Below are 14,990 nucleotides of genomic sequence, written 5' to 3'. Positions count from 1 at the left end.
GTTTTGGTTTCAGCCCCCAAATACAACCGCATCGGGAATTTCGTAGCGCTCGTCACCGATGCGGATGATGCTCAGATCGGCCTCTTTGCTGGCAGAAAACTTACCGGTGTCAGCCTGACTCTGATCGTAGCCGGTTGCGTTGCCATTCTCGAAAAAGATGACGCGCTTGCCACCGTCGCCTTTGCTGATCGTCACCGTGCCGCCGCCATTACCGCTGCGCACCACGCCAAATTCACAGGTGCCAGCCGGCTGACCTCGGGTCATCGAGCAGGGGATCGAGCCGGTGGCATGGAATTCTGTTCCCGGCACCAGAACATCGTTGCTGGGTGCCTCAGAAGTTGAAGTTACAGCGTTGATGTTCATTTCAAGTCGGTACGGCGCTACCTCGTTGCGGCGCGCTGCAGATCGCATCATGTAAACGCGAATCTTGTAGTCGCCACTTTTCGGCAAAATGCCTTCGTACTGGTTTTCGTCCATGGAGCCGTTGAACATGGCTTGTTCAGTCTCGCCGGGCGCCAGAATGTTGAAATAGGTAGCTGTATTTTTTGTCGCCAGACTGGCCTGCATCTGCTGGCCTTCGCGGGCATTCAATACATAGTCGACAACTTGGTAACCCTTGATGGTGCCCTCGACCACCGCGCCGCTCGTGCCTTTCTTGAAATGTACCCGCTCAGTACGTATATCCTCGGCGGCGTGGCTCATCGAGCCGGCCATCAACATAAATGCGGCCAGCAAGTAGCTTGAACAGGTTACGAGAGACGATTTAATTTTCTGCTCCTTGGCCAGCGTATTACGCCGGTCAATGTGTGGCTGTCACAGTCCACACCTGCGGACAGTCTGTAGCTGACAGAACTCCACAATCAGCTGGGAGCTAACGCCACTGTCAGTAACATTACTGGCGAATTGACCGGTGTAGGCAAGACCTAACTTCACGCTGGAGCTGATCGCCATCAAGCACAGCCGTGTCATCAGCAACGGGCAAGCCATCAACCTGAAAAGGGCTGCTGGAAACTTTGCTTCGCACCACTCACGTGACGTTACATACCTATCGAGTCTAGTTTCGGAGCGACTTGATATCGACTCCTATTCGTTGTTTGGCAAGGTTCTTCGGTTTTGCCTCATCAAACGCGAGCCTTTGCCTCTCCACGAAAGACCGGGCTAAGGCTCGATGCACTGGCTTTCTGGCAATTCAGGTCTCAGTCAGATCAAACAGGCAACCCATTAGCCTCCAGAACGTAGTGCCATTCTTAAATGGCTGGCATCGCAACCAACGCGTACTGCAGTGTCCACAGCTGTCCAGAGTTGTGCCAGGCCGGTGAAGAAAGACCCCTGACCTGCATCAAATCCGCCTCCGGGCAAGGGAGGATAATTACTGTCTAGACTCCTGCATTCAGGAGTGAGGGCGAACACCCCAGCATGTGCTCGTCCGTGCTGATTAGTCCCGCGCCCGCTTCCTATTCAGGGCGTCAATTGGGAGGACTTTATGGATTCGATGCAACCCAACACGCAAGATCACCCGAGCCAGTGGTACCGCAAGAGTGCGGAGCAGGCGATGGCCGATCTGCAAACCAGCACCAGCGGGCTGGCTCCGGAAGAGGCTGCCGCGCGGCTGCTTCGCGTGGGCGCCAATGCCTTGCCAGCCAAGGCCGTTGATCCGGTCTGGCTACGTTTCGCCCGGCATTTCAACGATGTGCTGATTTATATTTTGCTGGCGGCCGCAGCCGCTACCGCGCTGATGGGGCACTGGACCGACACGGTGGTGATCCTCAGTGTGGCAGTGATCAACGCCGCCATTGGCTTCTTTCAGGAGAACAAGGCGGAGAAATCCCTGGCGGCGTTGCGCGGCATGCTCAGCAGTCATGCTCAGGTGGTGCGCAACGGCAACAAGATGAAGATTGACGCCCGCGAGCTGGTGCCGGGTGACATAGTCATCCTGCGTCCCGGCGATAAGATTCCGGCGGATGTGCGGCTGTATGAGGCGCATCACTTACAGGTCGAGGAGTCGATGCTCACGGGCGAGTCCATGACTGTGGACAAGCAGGTCGAGGTCATCGACCAAGAGGTGCTGCTGGCTGATCGGCTCAATCTGGCGTTTTCCGGTACCAGTGTCAGCGCGGGAAACGCCAAGGGCGTGGTAGTCGAGACCGGTGTGTCTACCGAGCTGGGCAAGATCAACCGTATGATCGCCACGGTGGATGAGAGCCGGACTCCGCTGCTGCGGCAGATCGACCAGATGGGCAAGCGTATCTTCCAGCTCATCGTCGGCATGATGCTGGTGCTTTTTGTCATCGGCTTCTTCTTGCATGACTACCCGTTCGGCGAGCTGTTGCTGTCGCTGATCAGCCTGGCCGTGGCGGCGGTGCCCGAGGGGCTGCCAGCGATTGTCTCGATGATCTTGTCCATCGGTGTGCAGCGCATGGCGACCAACAAGGCGATTATTCGCAAGCTGCCGACGGTCGAGACGCTTGGTGCGATGAGCGTTATTTGTTCGGACAAGACCGGCACCCTGACCATGAACGAAATGACGGTCAGGAGCGTGCTGACTGCCGATACCAGCTTTAACGTCGAAGGGCAGAGCTACGAGCCCAAGGGCCGTATCACGCTGGCGGGTGGTACTGCGCCGATTAACTGGGCCGATCACCCGAACCTCGAGGCCTTTATCCGCGCAGTTGATACCTGTAACGACAGCAGCGTGCAGCGCGATGACAGCGGGCGCTGGGGTGTGGTCGGTGGCCCTACCGAAGGCGCGCTCAAGGTGCTGGCGCGTAAGGCTGAGCTGCCTGCGCAGGAAGTAAGGCGGCTGGGCAAGATTCCTTTCGACTCATCGTACAAGTACATGGCCCGACGCTGCGATGTTGGCGATGAAAACCTGATCTACCTGAAAGGCGCACCCGATGTGTTGTTGGGTATGTGCGAGCAGCAATTGGGTAAAGATGGTATCCAACCGCTGGATCGCGATTACTGGGAGCGTGAGATGGGCCATATCGCCAGCCAGGGCTTGCGCATGCTGGCGGCTGCTTACCGGCCAGTGCCTGGCGCTGATAGCGAGATTGATCATCCGGATGTGCAGCAGGGTATGGTCTTTCTCGGCATTGCCGGGTTGATGGACCCGCCGCGCCCCGAGGCGATCGAAGCTATCGCCATGTGCCGGCAGGCGGGTATTCAGGTCAAGATGATTACCGGCGACCACCCGGATACTGCCGTGGCCATCGCCGGCATGCTTGGCATGGGCACCGACTTGCGCGCCATGACTGGCCATGAACTGGAGGCCATCGACGACAGCGAGTTGAAGTCGCGTGCCATGCAGTATTCAGTGTTCGCGCGGACCAGCCCCGAACACAAACTGCGGCTGGTGCGTGCTCTGCAAGCGAATGATCAGGTTGTAGGCATGACCGGCGATGGCGTCAATGACGCGCCGGCGCTGAAGCAGGCAGACGTTGGCATCGCCATGGGTATCAAGGGCACCGAGGTGACCAAAGAGGCCGCCGACATGGTGCTAACCGACGATAACTTCTCGACAATTGCCGGAGCCGTGCGTGAGGGCCGGCGGGTCTATGACAACCTGAAGAAGACGGTGCTGTTCGTCTTGCCAACCAGTATGGCGCAAGGGTTAATCATCGTTATCGCCATTCTCGCAGGGATGGTGGTTCCGCTTTCGCCGCTGCAAGTTCTGTGGATGAACATGGCGACTGCTACCACCTTGTCTTTCGGTTTGGCTTTCGAACCCGGCGAATCGGGGATGATGCGGCGCAAGCCGCGCGACGTTCATGAGTCGATTCTTGGTGGCTTTACTCTGTGGCGGGTGATTTTCGTCGGCATCCTGCTAACGGCTGCGGCGTTCTCGGTAGATACGTGGATGCTGGCCAACAATGCCGACACCAACCACATCCGGACCATGGTTCTGCACACGCTGGTTATTTCGCAGTGGGCTTACTTGTTCAACTGTCGCCTGCAGGAGGAGTTCTCCCTGAACGCCGCCATGCTTCGCAACGGCGCCTTACTCGCCGTAACGCTGGCGCTGATTCTCCTGCAATGCCTGGTGCTGTATGTACCCTTCATGCAGTCAGCCTTCGATACCCAGCCTTTGCCATTCAGTAACTGGTTGGTTGCCATTGGCATCGGCGCTTTGGTTTTCCTCGCAGTGGAACTGGAGAAGTGGGTGATTCGCAAATGGAAGGCCCGCCGTGGGCGTTGACGTTTGAGTGGTTTGATCAAACTCTGGCATTGATCAGCAACCGCGAAGACGCAGTCAGAACGCGGTGATCCACAAAGTGGAGGGCACAATAGTTGAGGCGCAGACTCCGAAAAGTCTGCGCCTCAATCGTTTCAGGTGTGCACCAAGCGTCCGTGCTTTCAGGTTATTGATCCGGGCTTTTCGCAGGCTGTGGATAAGTCACTTGTCGGCTGGAGGTGTTTGCATAACTGATAAGCCAGTGCACCGGGGTGTTATTGAAACTATAGTTAGTTGAAATGATTGAAAAAATTATGTTGTAAAGTTTGTTTTATATAGCCAATAAGAATTACATGTTTTATCTACAGGGCTATATTTTCATGCTTTGTTGCTGTCAGTGATTGTTTATTTATATCTGTAGTTATTGAAATCGCTGTTCTTATTATAATTAGTTACAATTCGTAGTTGAGATTCTGGTCAGTGTTTTCTGCCTGGCGAGGACTATTCGAAATGACAACTACATGATTCTAGGGAATCACTATGCGCGATGCTGATCCATCCTGCCGTCGTCTTCTGGTGATTGATCCGTGCGAGGCGTGCAGGAGCCTGATGCCTGGCTTGCGCTCGGCAGGTTGGCAAGTTGAGTGCGCCGTACTCGATCAAGCTGAAAGCCGTGACTGCGATGTGGGCCTCATCCCCATCGGGCCAGATACCCTGCGCGACCGTGAACATTTAAAGCAATTGCTCGGAAGCAGTTCGGCCGAATGGATAGCCGTACTCAGCCCTGAAGTGGTTTCTATGCCGGAAGTTGCCGACTTTGTTGGCGAGTGGTGCTTCGATTACCACACGCTGCCATTCGATGTGTCGAGGTTTCATGTCACCTTGGGCCGTGCATATGGAATGGTACGTTTGCGCGCCCGTAAAAGCTGCAAGCTGCAGGATGACAACGATGAGTTGCTAGGTGAAAGCTCAAGTGTCGATGACCTGCGCAAGCTGATCAGCAAGCTGGCGCCCACGCAGTCTCCGGTGTTGATCCGTGGCGAAAGTGGCACCGGCAAGGAGTTGGTAGCGCGTACGCTGCACCGGCAATCCAGCCGTGCCGATAAACCGTTTATAGCGATTAACTGCGGGGCCATTCCCGAGCACCTGATTCAGTCCGAGTTGTTTGGTCACGAGAAGGGCGCGTTCACCGGGGCGCACCAGCGCAAGATCGGGCGCATAGAGGCGGCTGATAACGGCACGCTGTTCCTCGATGAAATTGGCGATCTGCCGTTGGAGATGCAAGCCAACTTGCTGCGGTTTCTGCAAGAAATGCAGATCGAGCGTGTGGGCAGCACCCATCCGATCAAGGTTGATGTACGGGTGCTTGCGGCTACTCACATTGACCTGGAGCTGGCGGTGCGCGGAGGAAGCTTCCGCGAAGACCTGTATTACCGCCTGAACGTCTTGCAGGTGCATACCGCGCCGTTACGAGATCGGTTGTCTGACGTGCAGTTTCTTGCCAGCCACTTCGTCAATCTCTACAGCCAGGAAATCGGACGTAAGCCCAAGCGCTTTAGTGAAGATGCCCTACGTGCAATGGTTGCCCATGCATGGCCAGGCAATGTGCGCGAGTTGGCCAATCGGGTCAGGCGCGGTTTGGTGCTCGCCGAAGGCCGGCAAATAGAACGTGTCGACCTGGGGCTGGATAAGGTTGAGTTGATCGACGTAAACCTAAATACGCTGGAGCATTACAAGATGCAGGCCGAGTGCCGTGCCTTGCAGCACGCCATGGCGGTATACCCGGAGAACATGACACTCGCTGCACGCGGCTTGGGCATCTCACGCCCGACGTTTTATCGGCTGTTGCACAAACATCAGATCCGCTGAGTTGTGGATAAAAAAACGCCCGGCATGCCGGGCGTTTTTGCAGGGGACGTTCAAAAGTAGTAAGGAAATTTCACGCTGAAGGTGAAATCGGGTGAGTCGGGCGTCAGGCCGACAGACAGGTTCGGCACAATGCTCAGGTTCTGATCGACTGCAAAGGTCATCCCAATGTTGTAATAAGCGGCGTTGGCATCGCTGCTCGGCACTGTGTTCCAGCTCTGGCCGTCCTGTTTGATCTTGCTTTTCTGCGAGATAAGTTGCGAGTAAGACATCGCTAGGCTCATGCGCTCGTTAAGGGCAAAAGCAATGCCCAGGCCGTATTGAAACCAGTTACCTAACTGAACTTTGCCGGGAATGGTTACGCCTTGCTGAGCGCTGATATCGTCGAACGATTCCTCAAAGTTATAGGTGTATGAGAGGTTGCCGAACAGCACGGCCGGGTCGACTGTCTTGACCAGGGAAATCCCCGGGCTGACCGACCAGACTCCGTTACCACTGGGTAATTCTTCTGGCACGGTGAGGTTGTCATTGCCCGGTACTGGCCGCAACTTGATGCCGTAAGGCTCGTTACCGGTCGGCGCTTTAACCCGCAAGCTGGCAACAGCGTCGGGCAGGGTGTCGGTTTCGGTGATGAACTTGTAGGCAACCCCGAAACTCACATCGCCCAAGTCCGGGTCACGCGTAACCGTTTCTTCGGTAATTGCATTCGAAGCGCCACCCGCGCCGGCGGACTCAAACGTCGAGTCGCGGTAAACCACCGGAACGTTGACATCGAACTGCCAGCGGTCACGCCAGTTATAGCGCCCGGTTACATCGAGGGTGAAGGTGTCGGCATTGATCTGGTCGACGCCAATGTTGCCAAGAAAGATGGTGTCCAGCGCCAGGAAGCCATTCAAGAACAGTTGTCGGGTGTCGTAATGGCTGTAGGTCAGGCCTGTTTCCACGCTGAACGAGCCGTTACCAAAGAAGCCGCTGGCTTCGTTGTAAAGGTTCTCGACGCTGCGCGCAGGCGCGCCGTCATCCTGTAGGTCTGCGCCGTATCCGGCACCTTCTTGTTTGGCAACTGTTGTCGTACCACTTGGTGGCGTCACCGGCGCCACAATTGGGCGTCTGTTGGGTGTTACGGGTTGTCCTTCAACTTGCTTCAAACGCTGCTCAAGCACCATAAGTGCATTTTGTTGGGCTGCATAGTTTTGTCGTAATTGTTCTAATTCTTGTTTGAGTGCATTAACTTCGGCATCAGTTGCAGCCATCACAACCGATGCCGGGAAAACAGTCGCAGCACATAAGACCAAGCGCAACGAAAAGTGCTTTTGCATTGTTACGGCTTCCCTTTCGTTATTAGGTAAAACCAGCCTAGTTCATAATCAGAGACCTGTCGGACGTAAGGCGTTTAGTTGGTTCCAATTACAATCCAAGCCACCGGCCGCAGCCGAGTTTTCGCGCAACATGACACTTAAAGCCGCGATATTTTCCACGCGATTACCGGAACTTGAGATGTCTGTTCTTTGCATCACACCCCCGGCGCCCAGTTGCTGCAGGCTCACACCGTGGTCTTTGGCATTGATGGCGAGCTGCAGGCCGCCATTGGTTGGCGAAACGCTGACCATGCCGGCTTCGCTGCTGGTTGATGAGGCGTTGAGGAGGGGTTGGCCATTCACCGCGGGTGCAGTGTTGCCATGCGCAACCTCAATGTCTACGCCGTTATAGCTGCTGTTGTAGTCGCCTGCAGAGCGGGTGCTTTGCACAACTCCCTGCACCGCATTCAGCCCATTACCTCCAGCTATCTGGCCGTTGCCTGAGTTGCTGGCCAGGGTATTTTCACTGCTGTTGCCGGACTGGCTGTAGGTTTGCACGTTGAAAACTGGCTTGGGCATGTTCTGTTGAATCTGCATGCTCACATTGGCGCCCAATACTTGGCCGCTGGCGTTTTGCCAGGAGCTGCTCATGGTGATGCCAAAGTTGATTATTCTGCCCGGTAATACGTAACGACCACGCAGTTGTGAAAGCTCCTGGTCGCTGAGCTCAACTGGGACAAACGGGTTGGCCGCATAAATGGGTAAGCTGGCAGCTAAGCAGGCTGCTGCCAGGCAGATTTGAAATTTCATATTGTGCTCCTTGGCATTGCCTTACATGCCATTAGAAGAAGTCACTCTGAATGAATCCGAATTCCATCAACTCGGCGTCATTAACTGGTTTGAAACGATCCAGTTGATGCTTGGCGGTGAGTGGAACCGGCGGGTCCAGCAAAGCGTTGGTCTTGTCATATCCGGCGCCGATTACGGCAAAGACGATGCCATTCCAGCCGCTCTCGAAATCTTCAAGCGTATAACGCTTGTGGCCTAAAACCGGGTCGCCGATATAGACCCAGTTGCCCTCGGTTTTCTGCAGAACAACAAAGTGCTTGTAGCCGCGTACATCGAGGAGAACGACTACCGGGACTTTGATCTTTTCCAATTCCTTGGCCGGGATCCGGTAGCCGCGTGCGCGCATACCGATACCTTCCACATAGCGCTTCATGTCCAGCATCGAGAAGCCCTGGCTTTGCACCAGATCGTGGTCAGCATTGACCAGCATTCCCTGGATCACCATGTCCTCGTCTATATCGAAACGGTAGGCCTGATACAGCACTGTGGCGAGTGAGGCGGCGCCACAACTGAAGTCGGTTTTCTGCTCGATCAGATTGCTGAACTTGCGCTCGCGGATACTTTCAACGGACTTGTACACAAGGCCGCCACCCTGCATGGCAGGTATGCCTACTTGGGCTGAAAAGGCCGCAGGACAGGTAAGTAGCAGAACGCTGAGCAGTAAACCGCGCATGAGTCAGTCCTTTGATTGGGAGAAGGGCTCCAGCCGAAGCCGGAGCCCTGTTTCACCGGGTGCTAAAAGGAGAGTCTTTCACCTCCTCCATTACCTCTCGGTATTGAAGGAGCTGTTACTCCCCCCCGGTTGGGCACGAGGTGCAGCCCGCTGCTATAGCCAGCGAGTTGCTCTGCTGGTTACCGGAGCCTGCAGCAATGTTCACACCGACGTTACCGGATACACGGTTGAGCGAGCCGGACAGATCAGCAGTATTGACCACCGGAGCTTTGAACCCTGCAACAACCGGGATCGAGCCGGTTACAGAGCCACCAAGGGTGATGTCGCCAGCCTCGTCGAAGAGGAACGCGCCTTCACCATTAGGGCCTGCCTGAGCACCCTGAGCGTCGCTGTCGACGTCAACGTGGCCAGTGTTGTTGCCACCGGTATGGGTCTGGCCTGACCAGGTATCCAGATACACATCGCCAACCTGATCGGAAATACCAGTGTAGGAACCTTCGCCTTCAAGGGTCAGGTTAACTTTGGCCTTGCCGTAATCGAGCGTGGCGTAGTTGTTGGTGGTATTGCCTTTGATGCTTTGAGTCGCACTGCTGCTAGCAGTAGAGAAAGCACCGGCAGACACAGCGGCAGCCATGTCGTTCTTCTGTTGGTTGTAAGTACCCGCCGCTACGTTGGCACCGACATTACCACTCGCACCGTTAAGCGAACCTGTGAGTGAGGCAGCGCTTGGGTTTGAGTAGTTTTTGACGCTGTTGTTTTTGAGGTTCTGGGTCACGTTGGTAGACGCTTCAGCGGTACCAAAGATGAATTGTGCATCCGCACTGGCCAGAGCCGCAGCGTTGGCTTGCTGGTTATTGGTACCGGCAACGACGTTGACTCCAACGTTACCTGATGCCGATTGGCCTACATCGTCAACAGTGGCGGTGTTTTCAGTGCCTTCGTTGTTTACCTTGTTGTTTTGGATCAGTTGGCTGTCTTCCACGGTTGCCGAGGCACCTGTTTCAGGAAACCAGGATTTTTTATTTTCGGCATAAGCGGACGTGGCGGCCATGGCGGTTGCCAATGCAATAGCGATCGGCGTCATTACTACCATTTTGGTTTTCATGGTGTATCTCCTTGCCTTGCTGTGTTGGACTTACTGTTGGGTGTTACTGCAGGGTCATTCCACAACCCTGATGCTGAGGGAGTTGGCCATTCGGTTACCTACCCCGGCACTCTGGTTCAGCTGCACCACGCCACGACTGCCTCCAAATGCGCTGTCGTCAGTAACGACGCGCCTCTCCCCTGTGGCTGATTCACCTGCTCCTGAGATTCCTGAAACAGCGATGCTTTGGGCCAGAACCGAGTCGTCGATGCTCTCGACGCCAGTGCCCACACTGATACTCATCGCGTTGACTTGTTGAGTTGCCGCGCCAGCAGACTGGTTGACCCCAAGGGCACCATTACCGTTGCTGAAGGCAGAGCCTTGAATAGCGGCGCTGGTGTTCATGACTGAATCCAGGCCGTCTATTTGAATATCTTGTTTTTGCACAATGGCGGCATTGGCGCCTGAACCGACAGCCAGTGCCCGGGCATTGCTCTGCTGCTGCATATCCCCGGCGGCCTGATTGACCGACAGCGCGCCGCTGTAGGAGCTGCCGCTGTTGGCAATGGTTGAGTTATGGGTCGGTGCTGTGTCTGCCAATGCCAACGCAGGCACGCAAAGCAGCACGATGAGCGGCCAATGTTTCATTTTATTGGCCTCCACCCAGCATATTCAGCGGCGCAAGCCCGCGTTGAATCGTACCGTTGATGGTATTGCTCAAACCCGCACCGGCACCGCCCGCATGGCCGACATCATTGCCGCCAGTATTTTGCGTGCTAGTGGGCGTGGTGCCGAATGTGCTGAGGCCCGTCAGGTTGCCGCCGGGCATGATGGTCGACTTGATGCTGGAGCCACTGGTAACACCGGCAAAGTCGCTGTCACTCAGCTCAGCGCTGACCCGATTGCCGCTGGCAGATCCATTGAGCAGGTTGTTGACGTCACGCGAGATGTTGGTGTTGACCACAGTAGGATTCGGGTCAGGCATGTCGGTAGGATGAGTGGCAACGCGAGGCTGTACTTCCCGGTTGAGTACGATGATGCCATCTGCAGCAATAGCTGGCGTTGCGATGCAAATCGCCGCCGCCACACTGATAAGCCCTAGCAAGCTCGTTCTTCTAATAATTTCCATGACATGCGTTCCTTGTTCTTCCCTACAAAACCGCACAAATCGCAAAAAGGATGTCACTGCTCTCTGGTGTTAATGCGCGGTGGTACTCGCAGAACTCATGCCGGAAATGGTTTTATGCGGTTAATCAGGTACTTATAAAATTTCTCCTAAGTTCAAAACTTTTTACTGTTGCGCTGGTGATACACATTCAGCGCATTCATTGTGTTGACCCCCCGTTTTCATTGACCGAACGGACAACACAGACGGCTGTATCAACTATGAAACACCGGCCTGAGTATCTTCCTCAGCTAGCGTATATGCGGGGTATAGAGCGCTGGCTTGTTTCATTTTTGAAACAGCGTCGAGAAATCTCGATTCACCAATAGCGCTTTGCCATTATTGTGAAGTCTGTTGCGAAGCCTCTAGCACAGCGGTTTTAGCGATTCTGGTAAAACTTCTGGCAAATAATTTGATTGGTGCTGTAACGCAGCGAATAGCGCAGGCTCTAATTTCCTGCCAGAGTCATGAGCAGTTCTGCTCGACTGGTTTTAAAAACAATTTGAGGATGAACTTATGTCGACTAAAACAAACGTTGCTGCTACTGGTGCTGCTATCGCTTTCGCTGCTGCCACAATGTTTGCCACCATGGCGAGCACGGTTGTAGTGGCTGAAGAATCTCCAGTCCATTGCTTCGGCGTAAACTCCTGCAAAGGCCAGAACGACTGCAAAACAGCTAACAACGCTTGCAAAGGCCAAGGCATTTGCAAGGGTCAGGGCTTCAAAGCGATGTCACTGGCTGAGTGCAATGCCGCTAAAGGTACTGTTGGCGAGTAATGCACAAACGCAGCGGTTCTTCACAAGAGCCGCTGCGGCTTTTATCTGATTGTTTCAGGCGCCTCTGAAAAGGCAGTCAAACCAAAGCGCTGGCTCGACGTTTTTTCAGAGGTTCCTTGAGGAGTGCCAATGACGGCTGCATCTCAATTTCTGGGCTTCGGCCTGGGTTTGCGTACCAACTACTATCAGGAAATTCTTGAACAGCGCCCTGCGGTCGACTGGTTCGAGATCATTTCCGAAAACTACATGGTCGAGGGCGGTAAGCCACTCTATTACCTCGATGCCATCGGCGAGCACTATCCGCTGGTGATGCATGGCGTTTCGCTGTCTATCGGCGGCCCGCATGATCTCGACAACGATTACCTGAAACGCCTGAAAACGCTTGCCGAGCGGGTCAAACCGCAATGGATCAGCGATCACTTGTGCTGGAGTCGTGGCAGCGCTCATCACCTGCACGACCTGCTCCCGCTGCCCTTCACCGAAGAAAGCCTGAGCCATGTGGCGAGTCGCGTGCGCCAGGTACAGGATGTTATCGAGCGGCCGCTGGTGCTGGAAAACGCCTCGACTTATATCCGCAGTGCGGGCGACAAATTCACCGAGTGGGAATTTCTCTCAGCGCTGAGCGCCGAGAGCGGCTGTGAGTTGCTGCTGGACGTCAATAACGTCTATGTCAGCGCGCGCAACCATGGCTTTGATCCGTGGGAATTCATCAGCAGTTTACCGGCCGACAAGATCCGCCAAATGCATTTGGCCGGGCATACCGATTACGGCACATACCTGATCGATACTCACGATCACCCTGTGTGTGATCCGGTGTGGGAGCTTTATGAGCGCACGGCCCGTCACTTTGGCCCCGTTGCAACGATGATCGAACGCGACGATCACTTTCCGCCGTTTGCGGAGTTGATGGACGAGCTGGAAAAAGCCCGCAGCATTGCCGCCCGCGCCTTTGCCAAGGAGCCTGCATGCGTCTGATCGAATGGCAGAATGAAATCGAGAACTACCTGCTCAACGCCGACTCGGTGCCCAATGCCGCGCTGCGCGACACGCTGATTGGCGGCCCGACACTGGATGTCGATCTGGGGCTGGCGATTTATCACAACGCCTATCGCGCGCGCTTGCAGGAAGTGCTGCGCGGTGATTTTGAGGCTGTGCATCAATGGTTGGGCGACGAAGAGTTTGCGGCCCTGGCTCAGGCGTATATCGATACCCATCCGCCCAAGCACTTCAGCTTGCGTTGGCTTGGCGCTGATTTTGCCGACTTTATCGATACACACCTGATACCTGAACAAGCGCAACCCTTGAGCGAGTTGGCGCGGCTTGAGTGGGCGTTCACTCTGGCGTTTGATGCGCCGGATGCGCAGGCCTTGCTGTTCGAGCAGGTCGCGGCATTGCCGGCAGAAGACTGGCCGAACTTGCAGGTGCGTTTGTTGCCCAGCGTGCAGTGGCAAACATTTACCTTTAACACGCTGGACATCTGGCGAGCGCTGAAGAATCAGGGTGAATTTCCAGGCAGTGTAAAACTTGAGCAGCCCAGCGTATGTCTGGTTTGGCGGCAGGAACTGGTCACCCGCTATCGCAGTTTAGGCGAGGCCGAGACTGGGGCGTTGCAGGCCATGGCTGTGCAAGGCACGAACTTCTCGGGTTTATGCGCAGCGTTGACTGAGCTGGGTGATAACGCGCCGGTTCAAGCCGTTACCTGGTTGCGCCAGTGGCTCAGCGACGGCATTTTGCAGGCGCATTAAGTCTGGCTATCGCGCTCATTAGCTGAATATTTTCGTGAGTGGGCTATCCTTTTTTCAGGTGTTGTTGACTGAGAATTGGAGGCCCTAATGCTCGCGCATCTTCCGCAATCATTCGATAATCTCAACCTGCCGCTACGCCTGCGTTTGTGGGATGGCAAACAGTACGATCTTGGCCCCAGCCCCCGTGTGACGTTGGTGGTGAAAGACCCGACGCTGATTGCCCAGCTCTCACATCCGGGCCTTGATACGTTAGGCGGTGCCTATGTTGAGGGGCGCATCGACCTCGAAGGCTCAATGCGCGATGTGATTGAGGTGGGAGACGCCCTGAGTCAGGCGGTTTTGGGCGATGACGTGTCAGCCGAGCCTGAGCATCAAGCTCATGACAAGGAAGTGGACGCGGCGGCCATCAGTTATCACTACGACCTTTCCAACGACTTCTATGCCCTTTGGCTCGACCCGGACATGGTCTATTCCTGCGCCTATTTTCCTCAGGGTGATGAGACGCTGGCGCAGGCTCAACAAGCCAAGCTTCGCCATATCTGCCGCAAATTGCGCCTGCAACCAGGCGATAAATTACTGGATGTAGGCTGCGGCTGGGGCGGGCTTTCGCGGTTTACGGCGCGTGAATTCGGCGCGCAGGTGCTTGGCATCACGTTGAGCAAAGAGCAGCTGCAACTGGCGCGGCAACGGGTTAAGGAAGAAGGTCTTGAAGGGCAGGTAAACCTCGAATTCATGGATTACCGCGACCTGCCGCAGCAGGGCCAGTTCGACAAGATTGTCAGCGTCGGCATGTTCGAGCATGTCGGCTTGGCCAATCTGCCGCTGTATTGCAGTTGCCTGTACGGCGCATTGAAGCCGGGCGGATTGATGCTCAACCACGGTATTACCTCCAAATACACCGACAGCCGCCCGGTTGGCCGGGGCGCTGGCGACTTTATTGGCCAGTACGTTTTTCCGCACGGTGAATTGCCGCATGTCGCAACCATGACCAGCCTGCTCAGCGAAACCGGATTGGAAGTGGTCGATATCGAGAGTCTGCGCCTGCATTACGCCCGCACGCTGGCCATGTGGAGCGAGCGTCTGGAGCGCCAACTCGACCGTGCCAGCAAGCTGGTGCCGGATCAGGCGCTGCGAATCTGGCGGCTTTATCTGGCAGGCTGCTCGTATGGTTTTGCGCATAACTGGGTCAACATTCACCAGATTCTAGCTACCCGACCGTATCCCGATGGCGGGCATGATTTGCCCTGGAGCCGGGCCGATATTTACCGCTGATCGCAAGGGAGCGAATGACCTAACTGAGTAAGGGCAGGCGATCACCCTGCACAATTCAGCGCATTGCCTTACCATGCCTGAATTGCCGAG

13 protein-coding genes are annotated in these 14,990 nt (G+C 55.4%); 6 read left to right on the top strand and 7 right to left on the bottom strand.

Annotation, left to right across the window (positions count from 1 at the left end):
- Window positions 1–9: 9 nt before the first annotated feature.
- Window positions 10–702: a hypothetical protein gene (locus BM395_RS13090; protein ID WP_212633024.1), complete on the bottom strand. Its 693-nt coding sequence runs from the start codon at window positions 700–702 to the stop codon at window positions 10–12.
- 781 nt (window positions 703–1,483) lie between these two features.
- Between BM395_RS13090 and BM395_RS13085 the strand changes: the two genes are divergently transcribed.
- Both BM395_RS13085 and BM395_RS13080 read left to right on the top strand, forming a co-directional pair.
- Entirely contained in the window at window positions 1,484–4,195 is a 2,712-nt protein-coding gene (locus BM395_RS13085; RefSeq protein WP_090512488.1) for a cation-transporting P-type ATPase, read from the top strand.
- 516 nt (window positions 4,196–4,711) lie between these two features.
- A complete protein-coding gene (locus tag BM395_RS13080) occupies window positions 4,712–6,040 on the top strand; it encodes a sigma-54 dependent transcriptional regulator (protein WP_090512487.1) in 1,329 nt (442 codons plus the stop codon).
- A 50-nt stretch (window positions 6,041–6,090) separates the two neighbouring features.
- Here BM395_RS13080 and BM395_RS13075 read toward each other — a convergent pair whose 3' ends face one another.
- The 6 genes from BM395_RS13075 to BM395_RS13050 all read right to left on the bottom strand — a co-directional run bounded on the left by BM395_RS13075 (window position 6,091) and on the right by BM395_RS13050 (window position 11,070).
- Window positions 6,091–7,356 (bottom strand): transporter, encoded by a 1,266-nt coding sequence (locus BM395_RS13075; RefSeq protein WP_069900020.1) that lies wholly within the window; start codon window positions 7,354–7,356, stop codon window positions 6,091–6,093.
- A 48-nt stretch (window positions 7,357–7,404) separates the two neighbouring features.
- Window positions 7,405–8,145, bottom strand: coding sequence for a hypothetical protein (locus BM395_RS13070; RefSeq protein ID WP_090512484.1), 741 nt, complete (start codon window positions 8,143–8,145; stop codon window positions 7,405–7,407).
- Window positions 8,146–8,176: 31 nt separating this feature from the next.
- Window positions 8,177–8,857 (bottom strand): C39 family peptidase, encoded by a 681-nt coding sequence (locus BM395_RS13065; protein ID WP_069900018.1) that lies wholly within the window; start codon window positions 8,855–8,857, stop codon window positions 8,177–8,179.
- 115 nt (window positions 8,858–8,972) lie between these two features.
- Window positions 8,973–9,962, bottom strand: a complete 990-nt coding sequence (locus BM395_RS13060; RefSeq protein ID WP_090512482.1) for a hypothetical protein — start codon at window positions 9,960–9,962, stop codon at window positions 8,973–8,975.
- Between the two features lie 54 nt (window positions 9,963–10,016).
- Window positions 10,017–10,589, bottom strand: a complete 573-nt coding sequence (locus tag BM395_RS13055) for an adhesin (RefSeq protein ID WP_090512479.1) — start codon at window positions 10,587–10,589, stop codon at window positions 10,017–10,019.
- A 1-nt stretch (window position 10,590) separates the two neighbouring features.
- Complete coding sequence (locus BM395_RS13050) at window positions 10,591–11,070, bottom strand: hypothetical protein (RefSeq protein WP_090512478.1); 480 nt, start codon at window positions 11,068–11,070, stop codon at window positions 10,591–10,593.
- A 552-nt stretch (window positions 11,071–11,622) separates the two neighbouring features.
- Here BM395_RS13050 and bufA2 point away from each other — a divergent pair.
- The 4 genes from bufA2 to cfaB all read left to right on the top strand — a co-directional run bounded on the left by bufA2 (window position 11,623) and on the right by cfaB (window position 14,900).
- The gene (gene bufA2 / locus BM395_RS13045; protein ID WP_069900014.1) at window positions 11,623–11,883 is read left to right on the top strand and encodes a BufA2 family periplasmic bufferin-type metallophore; all 261 of its coding nucleotides are present in this window, start codon (window positions 11,623–11,625) and stop codon (window positions 11,881–11,883) included.
- 129 nt (window positions 11,884–12,012) lie between these two features.
- Window positions 12,013–12,858 carry an MNIO family bufferin maturase gene (gene bufB / locus BM395_RS13040; RefSeq protein ID WP_090512475.1) on the top strand — a complete coding sequence of 282 codons (846 nt, stop codon included), beginning with the start codon at window positions 12,013–12,015 and terminating at the stop codon, window positions 12,856–12,858.
- A complete protein-coding gene (locus BM395_RS13035; protein ID WP_090512472.1) occupies window positions 12,849–13,628 on the top strand; it encodes an HvfC/BufC N-terminal domain-containing protein in 780 nt (259 codons plus the stop codon). Before bufB ends, BM395_RS13035 begins: the two co-directional genes overlap by 10 nt.
- Before the next feature lie 87 nt (window positions 13,629–13,715).
- Window positions 13,716–14,900, top strand: coding sequence for a C17 cyclopropane fatty acid synthase CfaB (gene cfaB, locus BM395_RS13030; protein ID WP_090512469.1), 1,185 nt, complete (start codon window positions 13,716–13,718; stop codon window positions 14,898–14,900).
- Window positions 14,901–14,990 lie beyond the last annotated feature (90 nt).

The organism is Pseudomonas marincola, from assembly GCF_900116605.1.
Classification (GTDB): Bacteria; Pseudomonadota; Gammaproteobacteria; order Pseudomonadales; family Pseudomonadaceae; genus Aquipseudomonas; species Aquipseudomonas marincola.
The sequence above is the reverse complement of the archived record's forward strand: the minus strand, read 5'-3'. Positions and strand labels throughout refer to the sequence as shown.

Excerpts from the sequence above, each read along its gene's own strand:
- BM395_RS13090 (WP_212633024.1), bottom strand. The coding sequence starts at position 702 with ATGAGCCACGCCGCCGAGGATATACGTACTGAGCGGGTACATTTCAAG.
- BM395_RS13085 (WP_090512488.1), top strand. The coding sequence starts at position 1,484 with ATGGATTCGATGCAACCCAACACGCAAGATCACCCGAGCCAGTGGTAC.
- BM395_RS13080 (WP_090512487.1), top strand. The coding sequence starts at position 4,712 with ATGCGCGATGCTGATCCATCCTGCCGTCGTCTTCTGGTGATTGATCCG.
- BM395_RS13075 (WP_069900020.1), bottom strand. The coding sequence starts at position 7,356 with ATGCAAAAGCACTTTTCGTTGCGCTTGGTCTTATGTGCTGCGACTGTT.
- BM395_RS13070 (WP_090512484.1), bottom strand. The coding sequence starts at position 8,145 with ATGAAATTTCAAATCTGCCTGGCAGCAGCCTGCTTAGCTGCCAGCTTA.
- BM395_RS13065 (WP_069900018.1), bottom strand. The coding sequence starts at position 8,857 with ATGCGCGGTTTACTGCTCAGCGTTCTGCTACTTACCTGTCCTGCGGCC.
- BM395_RS13060 (WP_090512482.1), bottom strand. The coding sequence starts at position 9,962 with ATGAAAACCAAAATGGTAGTAATGACGCCGATCGCTATTGCATTGGCA.
- BM395_RS13055 (WP_090512479.1), bottom strand. The coding sequence starts at position 10,589 with ATGAAACATTGGCCGCTCATCGTGCTGCTTTGCGTGCCTGCGTTGGCA.
- BM395_RS13050 (WP_090512478.1), bottom strand. The coding sequence starts at position 11,070 with ATGGAAATTATTAGAAGAACGAGCTTGCTAGGGCTTATCAGTGTGGCG.
- bufA2 (WP_069900014.1), top strand. The coding sequence starts at position 11,623 with ATGTCGACTAAAACAAACGTTGCTGCTACTGGTGCTGCTATCGCTTTC.
- bufB (WP_090512475.1), top strand. The coding sequence starts at position 12,013 with ATGACGGCTGCATCTCAATTTCTGGGCTTCGGCCTGGGTTTGCGTACC.
- BM395_RS13035 (WP_090512472.1), top strand. The coding sequence starts at position 12,849 with ATGCGTCTGATCGAATGGCAGAATGAAATCGAGAACTACCTGCTCAAC.
- cfaB (WP_090512469.1), top strand. The coding sequence starts at position 13,716 with ATGCTCGCGCATCTTCCGCAATCATTCGATAATCTCAACCTGCCGCTA.